The sequence below is a fragment of the Candidatus Sodalis sp. SoCistrobi genome, from assembly GCF_900143145.1.
Classification (GTDB): Bacteria; Pseudomonadota; Gammaproteobacteria; order Enterobacterales; family Enterobacteriaceae; genus SoCistrobi.
On record NZ_FRDB01000056.1, the window covers coordinates 1 to 14,701 of the forward strand.

14 protein-coding genes and 1 tRNA gene are annotated in these 14,701 nt (G+C 56.1%); 8 read left to right on the forward strand and 7 right to left on the reverse strand.

The features are described 5' to 3' along the window. The 3 genes from CINSTRO3249_RS05705 to CINSTRO3249_RS05715 all read left to right on the forward strand — a co-directional run. On the forward strand, positions 1-229 hold a 229-nt coding region (locus CINSTRO3249_RS05705; protein WP_143146879.1), incomplete at its 5' end, for an integrase core domain-containing protein. 40 nt (positions 230-269) lie between these two features. After that, positions 270-968, forward strand: coding sequence for an NAD-dependent epimerase/dehydratase family protein (locus CINSTRO3249_RS05710; RefSeq protein WP_256381641.1), 699 nt, complete (start codon positions 270-272; stop codon positions 966-968). Positions 969-1,175: 207 nt separating this feature from the next. After that, the gene (locus CINSTRO3249_RS05715) at positions 1,176-2,213 is read left to right on the forward strand and encodes a glycosyltransferase (protein WP_074012543.1); all 1,038 of its coding nucleotides are present in this window, start codon (positions 1,176-1,178) and stop codon (positions 2,211-2,213) included. Between the two features lie 263 nt (positions 2,214-2,476). Here CINSTRO3249_RS05715 and CINSTRO3249_RS05720 read toward each other — a convergent pair. Then, positions 2,477-2,551, reverse strand: a tRNA-Gly gene (locus tag CINSTRO3249_RS05720). 147 nt (positions 2,552-2,698) lie between these two features. Further along, positions 2,699-3,244, reverse strand: coding sequence for an oligoribonuclease (orn, locus tag CINSTRO3249_RS05725; protein WP_074012544.1), 546 nt, complete (start codon positions 3,242-3,244; stop codon positions 2,699-2,701). A 103-nt stretch (positions 3,245-3,347) separates the two neighbouring features. Between orn and rsgA the strand changes: the two genes are divergently transcribed. The 3 genes from rsgA to mscM all read left to right on the forward strand — a co-directional run bounded on the left by rsgA (position 3,348) and on the right by mscM (position 8,707). Next, entirely contained in the window at positions 3,348-4,385 is a 1,038-nt protein-coding gene (gene rsgA, locus CINSTRO3249_RS05730) for a small ribosomal subunit biogenesis GTPase RsgA (RefSeq protein WP_074012545.1), read from the forward strand. Positions 4,386-4,467: 82 nt separating this feature from the next. Next, positions 4,468-5,355, forward strand: coding sequence for an archaetidylserine decarboxylase (gene asd, locus CINSTRO3249_RS05735; RefSeq protein ID WP_074012546.1), 888 nt, complete (start codon positions 4,468-4,470; stop codon positions 5,353-5,355). 31 nt (positions 5,356-5,386) lie between these two features. Beyond that, the gene (mscM, locus tag CINSTRO3249_RS05740; RefSeq protein ID WP_074012547.1) at positions 5,387-8,707 is read left to right on the forward strand and encodes a miniconductance mechanosensitive channel MscM; all 3,321 of its coding nucleotides are present in this window, start codon (positions 5,387-5,389) and stop codon (positions 8,705-8,707) included. A gap of 227 nt (positions 8,708-8,934) precedes the next feature. On the opposite strand, the gene epmA is transcribed toward mscM, so the two are convergent. Continuing rightward, positions 8,935-9,912, reverse strand: coding sequence for an elongation factor P--(R)-beta-lysine ligase (gene epmA, locus CINSTRO3249_RS05745; RefSeq protein WP_074012548.1), 978 nt, complete (start codon positions 9,910-9,912; stop codon positions 8,935-8,937). 245 nt (positions 9,913-10,157) lie between these two features. Between epmA and CINSTRO3249_RS05750 the strand changes: the two genes are divergently transcribed. Beyond that, on the forward strand, positions 10,158-10,700 hold the full coding sequence (locus CINSTRO3249_RS05750) for a lipocalin family protein (protein WP_074012549.1): 543 nt from the start codon (positions 10,158-10,160) through the stop codon (positions 10,698-10,700). 398 nt (positions 10,701-11,098) lie between these two features. On the opposite strand, the gene CINSTRO3249_RS05755 is transcribed toward CINSTRO3249_RS05750, so the two are convergent. From CINSTRO3249_RS05755 to efp, 3 genes are all read right to left on the reverse strand, one after another. Next, positions 11,099-11,230, reverse strand: coding sequence for an entericidin A/B family lipoprotein (locus tag CINSTRO3249_RS05755; protein WP_074012550.1), 132 nt, complete (start codon positions 11,228-11,230; stop codon positions 11,099-11,101). Between the two features lie 107 nt (positions 11,231-11,337). Continuing rightward, positions 11,338-11,460 carry an entericidin A/B family lipoprotein gene (locus CINSTRO3249_RS05760; protein ID WP_074012553.1) on the reverse strand — a complete coding sequence of 41 codons (123 nt, stop codon included), beginning with the start codon at positions 11,458-11,460 and terminating at the stop codon, positions 11,338-11,340. A 79-nt stretch (positions 11,461-11,539) separates the two neighbouring features. Continuing rightward, positions 11,540-12,106: an elongation factor P gene (gene efp, locus CINSTRO3249_RS05765; protein ID WP_074012551.1), complete on the reverse strand. Its 567-nt coding sequence runs from the start codon at positions 12,104-12,106 to the stop codon at positions 11,540-11,542. Between the two features lie 40 nt (positions 12,107-12,146). Between efp and epmB the strand changes: the two genes are divergently transcribed. After that, on the forward strand, positions 12,147-13,175 hold the full coding sequence (epmB, locus tag CINSTRO3249_RS05770; protein ID WP_074012552.1) for an EF-P beta-lysylation protein EpmB: 1,029 nt from the start codon (positions 12,147-12,149) through the stop codon (positions 13,173-13,175). A gap of 166 nt (positions 13,176-13,341) precedes the next feature. On the opposite strand, the gene CINSTRO3249_RS05775 is transcribed toward epmB, so the two are convergent. Further along, positions 13,342-14,701, reverse strand: a 1,360-nt coding sequence (locus CINSTRO3249_RS05775) for a flagellar biosynthesis protein FlhF (protein WP_254304262.1), incomplete at its 5' end; no start/stop codon positions are given.

Here is a 14,701-nt window from a genome sequence, read left to right on the forward strand (position 1 = left end):
CGGCGACTCCTACGATAATGCGATGGCAGAGAGTATCAACGGGTTGTACAAAACGGAGGTTATCCACCGCGGGAGCTGGAAAAACCGGACGGAAGTGGAGTTGGCCACGCTGGACTGGGTGGACTGGTACAACAACAGAAGGCTGCTCGGGCGGCTGGGTTACATCCCTCCTACTGAAGCCGAAATGAACTATTACGCTTTGCAATTAGCATCAGAGGAAGCGGCGTAGTATTGCCAAAATTACTCTCTAATAAACTCGGGGTTATTCAATCGCGACCAATACGTTAATTAACCAGCATTTGCTTCTCGCCTGTCAGCGATATCCGGTACGCAAGATCTTTTTTGCCAGTACCGTCGCCGGCTATGGCTACCCTTACCAATCGTTGCCGTTAACCGAGCCGTATTTCTTTACCGGGGCGCCTCACGCCGGCGAATATGGTTATGGTATGGCAAAACGCCATGCGCTGGGCTATCTGGAAATTCTGCGCCGGGAATATGATATTGATTACTGCTACGGTATTTTTACTAACCTGTTCGGCCCTAATGACCGCTTTGATATCCACTGCGGCCATGTCATCCCCTCGTTAATTGAAAAAGCCGCCGCCAGTTGGCGCCGAGAGGACCGCTGCCTCCATGTCTGGGGGCGGCCGGAAACCAGCCGCGATTTCATGTTCAGCGAAGAGGCCGGCGCGGCGGCGTTGCACGCCTTTCTGCACGGTAGCGGTATGGTTAACATTGCCAGCGGCTGCGAATACACCTTGGCGCAGGTGGTCGCGGCAATTAACCTCTGCTATCAATCCCGCCTGAATATCGTCTGGGACGCCGACGCGCCAATAGGTGTCGCCAATCGCAGTGTCGATGTCAGCCGGCTGCGCGCCCTCGGCTTTCACCCCTCGTCCAACCTTAATGATGCCATCGCGAAAACCGTCGACTGGCATCGGCTAAATATTGACAGGATCCGAAAATGAAAAAAATCGCCATCGTATCGAGTTTCGCCGAAAGTTGTGGCAATGCATATTTCACCCAAATATTGGTGAACTCTATGCGCCGTATGGGCTATCACGTAGAGTGTCTGGGCCTTAATTTGCTGCTCACCCAATCGACCAGTCGGACCATCCGCCCGAGCCGATGACCATATCGATGAGATTTGCGCGCGCCTCAAGACCTTTGACGGGGTGAATATCCAGTTTGAATCAGGCTTGTACGGCTCGCTGCCTGGCGATATTCTTCGCCGCACCCGTAAGCTGCTTGATGCCAATCCCCATACCAGTATCACGCTGCACAGTCCCCGACTTTTGAGCGAAACCGCGACACAGCGCGAAGCGATCAAAATGGCCTTGAGATTGTCGTTCAAGCGCGCTTTGCAGCTGTATGTCGAGCCGCTCAGGCAGAATATCCCGATGCGGATTAACCATCGTCTTATTCACTATTTGAAGCAGCGCAATATTAATATCATTGTTCATACGCTACGCGCCCGCGAGCAGATTGAGATGTACCACAACTACCGCAATGTCGCGGTTCACCCGCTGAAAATCGTCGATGACACTACCGAGATAAAGCCGGATCTTATGGACGCTATCCGCAGTAAATATCGATTTGGCAAGGAGGTAAAAATTATCGGCATGTTCGGCTTTATCAATGAATATAAAGGCCACACTTTGGCAATCAAAGCACTAGCCTGCCTGCCGCGCAATTATAAACTGTTATTATTCGGACGCCAGCATCCGCAGAGCATTAGGAAAAATGAACCGGTAAGCCATTACACTCATTTACTACAGGCAAAGATTGAAGAAGCGAAACTCGAAGACCGGGTATTCTTCATGGGCGAATATGACCATGAAGCGTTTGTCAGTCTGGTGGCCACGGTGGATGTCGTCTGGCTGCCGTATGTAGAGAATGGCCAGGACGGCTCCGGCGTCGCTTCCATCTCCTTCGACGTCTCGGATTGCGTGCTATGCTCCTCCTCGTTCGCTTTCGATGAAATGTTCCGGTTGCTGCCCCACTACGACAATTACATGCGGTTTGATATTGGTAATTATATGGAGCTTGCGAGCAAAACCTGCAATTTTCTGCCGATAAAACCTGCCGCCGAGCCAACCTCACAACCGGTGTTTAGCACCGACACTCAGGCGGAACTGTATATCCGGCTTAGCCTGGGCGAACCGCTGCAAGAGACGATGTCCTGCGAGGTGGATGCATTAGCGGCAACCTGACCTGACGCTAAACGCCGAAGCGCGGCACGCCGCAGCTAACACCCTGTAACTACGGAAAACACGGGTAGCGAAGGACGCAATAAATGCAGCGGTAGCGGCGCAATCGATGAACGCGGCGCAGGCATTGAAACCAGCGCAGGCATTGAAAGCAGTGCAGTCATTGAAAGCGGTGCAGTCATTGAAAGCGGCGCAGGCATTGAAAGCGGCGCAGGCATTGAAAGCAGCGTCAGCGGCGAACGATGGAAACGTTCCAGAGAAGAATTTGGAGCGGGAAACGAGGCTCGAACTCGCGACCCCAACCTTGGCAAGGTTGTGCTCTACCACTGAGCTATTCCCGCTTGGGCGTAACGCGAAAGTCTGACGTTACGGGGAGCGAATTATACGGCAAACCTGCCCCGCTGCAAGCCTTTCAGCGTTAAAAAGGGCTTTATGCGGTGCGATTGGTGCAAAAATGACCACACCTCCCCCGATTTTAACGTCGAGCACTACAGGCGAATAAAATGTTCGCGATAGTAAGCCAGCTCCGCCACCGATTCGCGGATATCGTCCAGCGCCTGATGGGTATTATTTTTCTTTAGCCCGGCCAGGATTTCCGGCTTCCAGCGGCGCGCCAGTTCTTTCAACGTACTGACATCCAGATAACGATAGTGGAAATACGCCTCAAGCGCCGGCATATAGCGGAACAAAAAGCGCCTGTCCTGGCCAATGCTGTTGCCGCAAATCGGCGATTTGCCAGCGGGCACCCAGTCGGCGAGAAAGGCCAAGGTCTGCGCCACCGCCGCCTCTTCATTTAGCGTGCTTTGCCGCACTCGCTCAACCAGCTCGCTGGCGGTGTGGGTACGGACATTCCAGTCATCCATTAACGCGAGTTGCGCGTCGGATTGGTGGATGGCCAATACCGGACCTTCCGCTAAAATAGCCAGATTCGCGTCGGTGACCAGCGTCGCTATCTCGATAATGCGATCGCGTTCAGGATCCAGCCCGGTCATTTCCAGATCGATCCAAATCAGGTTGTTATCATTTACCGGCATGATTTTCTCGTAGAAAGGGATTTTACGGCTTATCTGGTAGAATACTCTGTATGATAGCCGTTTTCATCGCCACGGGCGATTCATCCGTACTAAGTGAGGCGCAGTGAGTAAAAATAAACTGTCCAAAGGTCAGGAGCGCCGGGTACAGGCCAACCATCAACGCCGCCTGCAGCAGCGCGAGCGCGGCGCGGCGCAATGGGACGACCAGCCGTTGGGCGAGTCCCAGGAGGGCGTGGTCGTCAGCCGGTTTGGCATGCATGCCGACGTAGAGGATGCCGCGGGCCGCATTTATCGCTGCAATTTGCGCCGCACGCTCAAATCCCTGGTCACGGGCGATAGGGTAGTTTGGCGCGCCGGCAGCGAACAACCGACCGGCGTCAGCGGTATCGTGGAGGCGGTTCATCCGCGCCGTTCCGTGCTCACGCGGCCCGATGTTTATGATGGCGTTAAACCGATAGCGGCAAATATGGATCAAATCGTCATTGTCTCCGCCCTTTTGCCCGAGCTGTCTTTGAATATCATTGATCGCTATCTGGTGGCGTGCGAGACGGTGGAAGTCGAGCCTCTCATCGTACTCAACAAAATCGATCTGTTGACGGCTGCCTCGCGCATGGAAGTGGAGCGGCAGATGGCTATCTATCGTCGCATAGGCTATCGGGTGCTGATGGTGTCAAGCCATACCGGCGAGGGGATGGACCCATTTCAGGAGGCGCTGACCGGGCGCACGAGTATTTTTGCCGGCCAGTCGGGGGTAGGTAAATCGAGTCTGCTTAATGCGCTGCTGCCGCCGGAGCACGAAAAGATTCTGGTCAATAACGTCTCCGATAACTCGGGGCTCGGCCAGCACACCACCACCACCGCCCGGCTGTATCATTTCAGCCATGGCGGTCATCTGATTGATTCTCCGGGGGTGCGCGAATTTGGCCTGTGGCATTTGGCGCCGGAACTTATTGCCCGCGGTTTCATCGAATTCAGGGAGTATCTGGGCACCTGCAAATTCCGCGATTGCCGGCATGATACCGATCCCGGCTGCGCGATTCGCGGCGCGGTAGAAAGCGGCGCCATCGCCCGCGAGCGGTTCGATAATTACCATCGCATCCTCGACAGTATGGCCCAGGTCAATGCCCGTAAGTCGTTTTGATGGCCCGATCGCTGACTTTTCACGCCGCCGCCGGTACAATGCGGCCCCTTTGGGCTAAACACATAACAGGAACGAGGTCCCCGTGCTGGACAGGATAAAGATAGCTTTACAACACCTACTGCCTAAGCGCTGGCTGACGGAGCTGGCCGGTTGGGGCGCTGAACGCCGCGGCGGCTGGTTAACCCGCGGTGTCATTACGCTGTTTGTCCGCTGGTATAAAGTCGACATGCAGGAAGCACAGCAGCAGGATGTGGCCGCCTATCCCACCTTTAACGCATTTTTTGTCCGGCCGCTGCGCGATGAGGCCCGGCCCATTGATGCCGACCCCGCCGTGCTGGTGTTGCCGGCGGACGGGATCATTTCCCAGCTCGGCCCCATTGAGGGCGAGCAGGTGTTCCAGGCGAAGGGGCATCACTACAGCTTAGAAGCGCTGCTGGCCGGCAATGAATCCATGATCGCCCGGTTTCGCGACGGCAGTTTCGCCACCACCTATCTTGCCCCGCGCGATTATCATCGCGTGCATATGCCCTGCAACGGCGTGTTACGCGAAATGTTGTACGTGCCGGGGGAATTGTTTTCGGTAAACCCGTTGACGGCGGCCAATATCCCCAATCTGTTCGCCCGCAACGAGCGGATTATCTGCCTGTTTGATACCGATTTCGGCCCGATGGCACAGATTCTGGTCGGTGCAACCATTGTCGGCAGCATTGAAACCGTGTGGGCGGGGGCCGTCACGCCGCCGCGGCAGGGGATTATCAAGCGCTGGCGCTACCCTCAGGCGGACGCCGACGGGGCGGTGGTGCTGCTCAAAGGTCAGGAGATGGGGCGCTTCAAGCTGGGTTCTACCGTCATCAATCTGTTTGCCGGCAAAAATGTGCTGCTGGGCGAACACCTGTATACCCGCTACGTCACCCGCGTCGGTCAGCGACTGGCCCACGGCATCGCGCAAACCGACAGCCCGCTGACCTGATTCACCTACGGTTAACTTGAGAGTTTTCACCTTGCGCCTGATTACGATTTTTCTTCTGGGGTGGCTACTGGCCTCCCCGGCCTTCGCCGCCAATCTGCCTGACGAGGGGCAGATCAAAAAAGATCTGCAGCAGGCGCAGGACGATAAAAACGCGCCAAACCAGGCGGCGATTGTCGAGGCGCTACAGTCAGCGCTGAGCGCCATCGCCGAAGGCAAAGCGTCCAGCGCTAAAATCAGCGAATATCAGAAGGCTATCGATGATTTTCCGGCGCTCACCCGTCAATTGCGCGATGAAAAAGACAGCGAGTCTGACGAACCCGCCGCGCTCAGCCCCAAACTCGCCAGCAGCGAACTCAATCAACGGCTGTTACAGGCCAACAGTCAATTGCTGGATTTGACCGGCCAGCTACAGCAAGAGCAAGACCTGGCGCGCGCCATCAGCGATTCGCTGGGCCTGCTGCCGCAGCAACAAACCGAAGCACGCAGAGCGCTGAACGAGGTGGAACAGCAGCTTCAGGCGCTACCCACGCCGGGCTCGCCGCTGGAACAGGCTCAGGCCACCGCGCTACAGGCGGAACAGGCCGCCCGCCGGCTGAAGGTGGAAGAGTGGGATCTCGCCCAGTTGAGCGCCAATAACCGCCAGGAGTTATCACGCCTGCGCGCTGAACTGCTGAAAAAACGCCATGATCGCGCGGATAAGGAGCAGCAGGCGCTGCGCAATCAGCTTAATAGCTTGCGTCAGCAGGAGGCGGAGCAGGCGATTGAACATACTGAAATGCTGGCGGAACAGGTCGGCGAGCTGCCCAAGTCGATCGGCACCCCGCTGCAAACCAATCGCGAACTCTCCACCGCGCTGAATCAACAGGCGCAGCGCATGGATCTTATCGCCTCGCAGCAGCGTCAGGCCGCCTCGCAAACCCTGCAGGTGCGTCAGGCGCTCACCACGCTGCGCGAGCAGGCACAATGGCTGGATGAATCGCCGGCGCTGGGGGAAAACCTGCGCGCCCAAGTGTCCAGGCTGCCGGAGATGCCGAAGCCGCAGCAGCTTGACAGCGATATGGCCCAGCTGCGCGTCCAGCGCTTGCATTTTGAAGACTTGATGAACAAGCTGCCGCAGCTCGCTCAGGGCGCGCAGGACGACGGGTCACCGCTGACGTCGGCGCAGCGCCGCATTCTCGACGCGCAGCTCGCCACACAGCGCAACCTGCTCAATGCGCTGCTGACCGGGTGCGACACCCAGATTCTGGAGCTCACCAAGCTTAAGGTGGCCAATAGCCAGCTTGAAGAAGCGATGAACGAGATCCAGGAAGCCGCTCACCGTTACCTGTTCTGGGTGGCCGACGTGAGCCCGATTACGCTTTCCTATCCGCTGCATGTAGGACTTGATCTGCGCCGGCTGGTCACCCTGGACACCTTCAGCCAGTTGACCCACGCGCTGGGCATGATGCTGACCAGCCAGGAAACGCTCATTCCGCTGTTCGGGGCGCTACTGCTGGTCGGCTTTAGCCTCAGTTCGCGCCGGCACTATCATGCTTTTCTCGATCGATCCAGCCACCGGGTGGGGAAAGTCAATCAGGACCATTTTTCCCTGACCCTGCGCAACGTGTTCTGGTCGGTGCTGGTCGCCCTGCCGCTGCCGGTCTTGTGGGCGGCGCTGGGCTATGGATTGCGCCACGCCTGGCCCTATCCGGTGGCGGTCGCCATTGGCGACGGCGTCAGCGCCACGGTGCCGGTGCTGTGGATATTTATGGTGTGCGCTCACTTCGCCCGCCCGCAGGGGCTGTTCGTGGTGCATTTCGGCTGGCCAAAGCAGCAGGTGAAACGGGCACTGCGTTATTACACGCTGTCAATTGGCATGATCGTCCCGCTGATAATGGCGCTGATTTCCTTTGATAATTACAGCGAACGGGAGTTTGCCGGCACCCTGGGCCGATTATGCTTTCTGCTGTTATGCGCCTGTCTGGCGCTGGTCACCAGCAGCCTGAAACGCGCCGGCCTGCCGTTGTACCTCGATAAGCATGGCGCCGGCGATAATGTCGTCAATCGTTCGTTATGGAATCTGATGATCTGCGCGCCTATCGTCGCCGCCGCAGCAGCGTGCCTGGGGCATCTGGCGACGGCGCAAGCGCTGCTGGCGCGGTTGGAAACCTCAGTATCGATTTGGTTTTTATTGCTGATTATTTATCACATTATCCGCCGCTGGATGTTCATTCAGCGGCGCCGCATCGCATTTGAGCGTACCAAACAGCGACGCGCGGAAATGCTGGCCCAGCGGGCGCGCAATGAAGAAGATTTGTCGCAATCGCAGCTGAATGAGGTCGCCGCCGAGGTCGATGAGAAGGTGCTGGATCTCGATACCATCAGCGCGCAATCGCTGCAGCTGGTACGTTCGATTCTGACGCTGATTGCGCTGTTATCGGTGATTTTACTGTGGTCAGAGCTGCATTCGGCATTTGGCTTCCTGGAAAACATCACCTTGTGGGACGCCACCTCGACAAATCAGGGGGTAGACAGCATTCAGCCGATTACGCTCGGTGCCGTGCTGATAGCCATTCTGGTATTGATCATCACCACCCAAATGGTGCGCAATTTACCCGCGCTGCTTGAACTGGCGCTGCTGCAGCATTTGGATTTGACCCCCGGGACCGGTTATGCCATTACCACGCTGACCAAATATGGTCTGCTGCTGCTGGGAGGGCTTATCGGTTTTTCCATGATAGGCATCGAGTGGTCGAAATTGCAGTGGCTGGTGGCGGCATTGGGCGTGGGGCTGGGGTTTGGACTGCAGGAGATCTTCGCCAACTTTATTTCCGGTTTGATGATCTTGTTTGAAAAACCGATCCGCATTGGCGATACCGTGACCATTCGTAACCTGACCGGCAATATTACCCGGATCAATACCCGCGCCACGACCATCACCGACTGGGATCGGAAAGAAATTATCGTGCCCAATAAGGCGTTTATCACCGAACAATTCGTCAACTGGTCGCTGTCCGACACCGTCACCCGCGTGGTGCTGAGCGTGCCCGCCCCGGCGGGCGCCAATATTGAACAGGTGACCCATATTCTGGTGCAGGCGGCGCGCCGCTGTCCGCTGGTGCTGGAATTGCCGGCGCCCGAGGCCTTTTTGGTAGATTTGCAGCAGGGTTTGCCGCTGTTTGAGCTGCGGATGCACGCGGCAGAGATGGGGCATCGGATGCCGCTGCGCCATCAGGTGCACGCGCTCATACTGGAAGGCTACCACGAACACGGTATGGAACTACCCTTCCCGCCGTTCCAGCTGCGTCGGGATCAGATTAAGGCTGATAATACCCCCGGCAACCGCATCAAGCCGGAAAGCGGCTCGCTTTGACGGCCGGGGTGGCGCCACCCGCCCCCAGGCGGCTAAACGTCGCGGCAGGGGTGCCGCCACTCCCCCCAGGCGGCTAAACGTCGCGGCAGGGGTGCCACCCCGCCGGTACCGCGTGGTCAGAACAGCGGGCCGACGGGCGCATGGGGTATCGGCGGCGACGGGATACACGGGGGAGCCCCGACGCTACCGGCGGCACTCGTCGAGGCAAGCGTTAACGGCGATAGCGCTTAGGCGCGCTCCACCGGAAACGCGATCACATCGCTCAAGCGCTCGGCCTTGAGCGCCAGCATGACCAGCCGGTCGACGCCCAATGCTACCCCGGAACATTCCGGCATCCCCTGAGCCAGGGCCGCCAGTAAATTCTCATCGATAGGCTGCTCACTCAGCTTCCTCGCCGCCCGCTTGCGATTATCCTGCTCGAAGCGTTGACGCTGCTCGCGCGCGTCGGTCAGCTCACGGAAACCGTTGGCCAGCTCGATACCTTTGAAATACACCTCGAACCGGTCCGCAACCCGATGATCTTCAGTGCTGATTTCCGCCAGCGCGGCCTGAGAGGCGGGAAAATGGTAAACGAAAGCCGGCTTATCGTGGCCGATATTGGGTTCCACCACCATTGCAAACAGCAATTGCAAAAGCGTATCGCGATCGTCCTCCGCCGAGGCCGCTTCACCAAGATCCCATTTGACCGCCGCGTCATACAGCTGCGCTTTGTCAGCCGACAAGGGATCGATGCCCACATGGCGGGTGAAGACCTGCTGATAGGAGAGCGTTTCCGCACTGTCGCAATCGAGGATTTGCTGCAACAGATCGTCGACCTCATTCATCAGACGGTACATGTCGTAATGGGGACGATACCACTCAAGCATGGTAAATTCTGGATTATGATGACGGCCGGCTTCCTCATTACGGAAACTGCGGCATAGCTGGAAAATAGGGCCGCTTCCCGCCGCCAGCAAGCGCTTCATGTGATATTCGGGGCTGGTCATTAAATACAGCGGCATGCCGCCGGCCGCTCCTGGTCCGATAAAACACGTCTGGAAAGGTACAAGATGGATATCTGTTACCGTAGCCTGGCTCATGGCCGGCGTTTCCACTTCGAGTAATCCGCGATCGCTAAAAAAACGCCGGACCTGGCCCACAATAGCAGCACGCTTTAACAAATTGGCAATAGGCGCGCTTGGTTGCCAGCTGGCCGAATCGTTCATAGCTTTCCCTCCGTTAAACAGGGGATGCAGTCTACCCGTATCTTTGAGCGCAAACAAACATCACCGTCGCGCTTTTCAACCTTGATCGCGTGCTGTCAGGCCGCGCATTAACGCTTTCCATTCTTAATACAACTACATGGCGTGCTTGACGTCAGTCGCCCCTCCCGGTTTTTTTTATCATCCCGGCACGCCATTGCCGACGGAATACTACACTTAACATTCATTTCCCTCATGGATTATGCGCTATGGCTGTATGGAGAAACCTTTCGCTGCTTCTCTCTTCGTTACTGTCTTTATCCTGCAGCGTATCGCCGCCCGCCGGCGTGAAACCGGTTGATCATTTTACCGTCGATCGCTATTTGGGCACTTGGTATGAAATTGCCCGTCTCGACCACAGGTTTGAACGCGGTCTGAGTCATGTCACCGCTCGGTATGCCCTGCAGCCTGACGGCAGTCTCCAAGTCGTTAATACCGGATACTCCGCGGCTAAACAACGCTGGCGGCAGAGTATTGGTAAGGCTCGCTTTCTTGGCTCGCCGCAGACGGCGTCGCTAAAGGTGTCGTTTTTCGGGCCCTTTTACGGCGGTTATCATGTTATCGCACTGGATGAAGATTACCGTTACGCACTGGTTGCCGGACCGAGCCACGATTACCTCTGGCTACTATCGCGTACCCCAACCTTGGACGAGCCGACCAGGCAAGCGCTGGTGCGCACCGCAAGGACGCTTGATTTCCCGGTGGATGACCTGATTTGGGTCCAGCAGGACATGCCGCCACCGTCGACATAGGCCGTGATTGCGCCACCACAGCAGGTACACGCCCCCCTGCCGCATAAGCAGGCCCCTAGAGTGCTGTGGCGGCAACAAGATTGACGCTAGTGCAAATTACCCGGGAAGATAAGGGTGCCAGAGGAATAACGCGTGATGGATAATCCTCCATAAACGGAATAACAGATGCTCATTGCGGCAAGAAAGCCGTAGGCAGTGATGCGTGGGCGATCCTGGATAACATTGCGAATAGGGGATAACAGGGGAACGGAGCAGTGACAAGTCGAAGCAAGCAAAGGGATACGGCCAAACACCGCGTATGGCCTTACCACCCCACGGGCATCACCAGTGCAGAATCACCCCGGGCACCCACAGGGTGCCGTAGACCAAGGTGAAACGGATTAATTACCGGCGTGCCGTTACTGTGCTGCGCGCTGAATTGCCTCACCACCCGCAGAGACGTCTTCGCCGGCGCCGCGGGTCGTGTTACACGCGGTCAGAGAAGACAACACCATAACTGATAACAGGGCAATGATAGTTTTTTTCAACATAATATTATCCTTATAATGAACACCAAACGTGATTCACTATAAGCATAGTTTAACTATCCGTTTTTGGCGGCCAACAGGCGCACTTTCAGACTTTTTACGCGTTGTAATCAGCTAGCTACCCGGGAAATCGCCCCGCCGAGATGCTGCACATCTTCCCCGAAGCCGCGGGTGGTATTACACCCGCTCAACACCGTTAACGCCAAAGTAGCGATCAGCAATATTCTGGTCATCTCTGCCAACTTGAGTCTCACATTTCACCCATGCCAAAATTAGCGACGGCCGCCTCGGGGCGGGGTTTTCCGTACGGCGTTATTTGACCCGGGAGACATACTCGCCGGAGCGGGTATCCACTTTAATCACTTCGCCAATCTGCACAAACAGCGGCACTTTCACCACCGCGCCGGTGGTCAGCGTGGCCGGCTTGCCGCCGGTGCCGGCGGTATCGCCTTTCAGGCCCGGATCGGTTTCCGTGATTTCCAGTTCCACGAAGTTAGGCGGCGTCACGGCAATCGGCTGGCCGTTCCAAAGTGTCAGCACACACTCGGCTTGTTCCACCAGCCATTTGGCATTGTCGCCCACCGCTTTGGCATCGGCAGCCAGCTGCTCAAAGTTTTCGTTGTTCATGAAATGCCAAAACTCACCGTCGTTGTACAGATAAGTCAGGTTCATATCCATCACATCGGCGGCTTCCACCGAGTCACCAGATTTGAAGGTTTTTTCCAACACTTTGCCGGAAACCAGCTTGCGCAGACGAACCCGGTTAAAGGCCTGGCCTTTGCCGGGCTTCACGAATTCATTCTCAATGATCGCGCACGGCTCGCCATCAAGCATGATTTTAAGACCGGAACGGAATTCATTGGTACTATAAGACGCCATGGTGGTCCTCTTAATATAAACTTGGTAATTAAGCCAAAAAATGGCACATATTATAACCCGAAATACGCCCGCTAGAGAAGATTGGTTACATCAACTTGCCGATGTCATTACCGACCCTGTGCACCTTCTTCAGCTTCTCAGGCTTGAGGGGCACTCCGGCCTGCGCGAAGGCGCAGAGGCGCGGCGCCTGTTCCCGTTCCGCGTCCCCCGCGCTTTTGCGGCGCGCATGGTGACGGGCGACCCGGACGATCCGCTGCTGCGCCAGGTGATTACGGCGCGCGAGGAGTTCATTCTGGCGCCGGGCTACAGCACCGACCCGCTGGACGAACAGCACAGCGTGGTACCCGGATTACTGCACAAATACCCTAACCGCGCGCTGATGTTGGTAAAAGGCGGCTGTGCGGTCAATTGCCGCTACTGTTTCCGGCGCCATTTCCCCTATCAGGAAAATCAGGGCAACAAAACAAACTGGCTGCGCGCCGCAGCCTATATTCGCCAGCACCCCGAACTGAATGAAATCATCCTTTCCGGCGGCGATCCGTTAATGGCTAAAGATCACGAGCTGGATGAGCTTATCTGCCTGCTGGAGGAGATCCCCCACCTGACCACCCTACGCATTCACAGCAGGCTGCCGGTGGTGATTCCGGCCCGTATTACCGCACGCCTGTGCCAGCGGTTGGCCGGCTGCCGGCTTAAGGTGGTGCTGGTAACGCACATCAACCATGCGCACGAAATCGATGCCGCTCTGTGCGAGAGTATGACACGGTTGCGCAATGCGCGGGTGACTTTACTTAACCAAAGCGTCCTGCTGCGCGGGGTCAATGATAACGCCGACACGCTGGCGGCGCTGAGTGAAGCCTTGTTCGCCGCCGGCATTCTGCCCTACTACCTGCATGTTCTGGATCGGGTCCAGGGGGCGGCGCATTTTATGGTAGAAGATAAGCAAGCAAGGGAGATTATGCAGCAGCTACTGGAGAAAGTTTCAGGCTATCTGGTGCCACGGCTGGCGCGGGAAATCGGCGGCGAGCGCAGCAAGACGCCGCTGGATCTGGGATTGCGGCAACGCTGATGGCGAAAATTGCGCGGCGTGTTACGCGCCAGTGCGCCGGATGGCGTACTACTGCCCGGGATTTACCGGTTGGCGCACCTGGGCCTGTTAAAGGCCGGCGATGCACGGAACCGGCAAACGCCAGCTATCGTTGCCGCCGGGCATTAAGGGCATAGGTATCTACACATCAGGGAGGAGGCTTAAGAGCAACTCTCGCTAAATGAGTAAGTTCTTCCAGACTATATTCCGATAATAATTTTAGTGTATTCAACAAGATGGATAAGCCAGCGAGCAGAGCAGGAGCGCTCTCTCTGCGGCCTCGCTTTTGCTGTCGTCCTGACAAGCGACATATCAGCTGGCGGGCTGCCGCATTTTCTTCTCCTTCAGCGCGTTGCAGCCGCCATACCAGAACAGCAGCCATACTGGCTATTAACAACCTGCGTAGTACGGCTGGCGCGCTGCGCTGAAGCCATGTTTCTACGTCATGTCCGGCACCTTTCAGCAACTTAAAAAATGATTCAATATTCCAGCGCCAGTAATACCAACGAGCTACTTCCTCGCAGGTGATCTCGCTGCAAACGTTTGTAAGCAGCGTCCAGCGTCCCACCACATTACCGAGATCATCCGTAAGCCGAACAACAACCAATCTGACCGTCAGAGGCTCTCCAGGTTGGATTTTTATGCGGCGGCCGGTTTCTTTATCTTTACGCTTCTGCTGCGCAGCTCGGGTTATGACTATCGAGGTTTCACTGATTTCCATATCAGCTTTTTTCCCTTTCCAGTCTACCTGTCCGCATCCGTTGTATGGCAGAAGAGCAGCAATCTCACCAATTTTCAATGAATTACCTTGCCACTCTGCACCATGTCCTTCTTTTCCTCGGATAAGCCAGCATATTCCTTGAGTACTCAACGTCCGCATATGTCCAATAGAGTCACCCTCTCTATCAATTATATGAATCAGCTTTTTACCTATATTAAGCGATTCCACACGGGCAATATCGGTCGTCAAGGCGTCCATATGTGTCTGCCGTTCGGACAGTCCTTCCGCCAACGTTGAATGACAACCGGTTGCATCGGTAAGTGTCTGAGATAGAGGCGCTATTGGCAAACCCGTGCCAGCATCAACCAGCAAGCTGCTTTGAAGTTCATATCCAACATCGCCACCGTGCGTCATTTTTAAGCGTCCGTATTTGGCATGATGGTAAAGAAATTGTAAACGTGACCAATCATGAACAACGAGAGCGTATGGATGCGGGCTAAGCGAAATTTGCTCAAGTGCTAGCGAAATAATTGGCTCATTGAGTTGACTGAAGCTAATTCGCTTATTATTCAGAAAACGCCAGACAGCTTGGGTAGTTGCGAAAGTTGATTTTTGAGCACTTGCGAGGTCTTTAACCGCAGAAGCAAGAAGAGCCGCGGGCGTCATATGCTGTTTAACCAGCGTCTGATATCGGCGGGTAAGGCGAGAGTCAATCCCGCCAACAGATAGGTTGAAATCATTCTGCAAAGTAATAACAGGTATCACGATAAATGTGTAGATACCTATG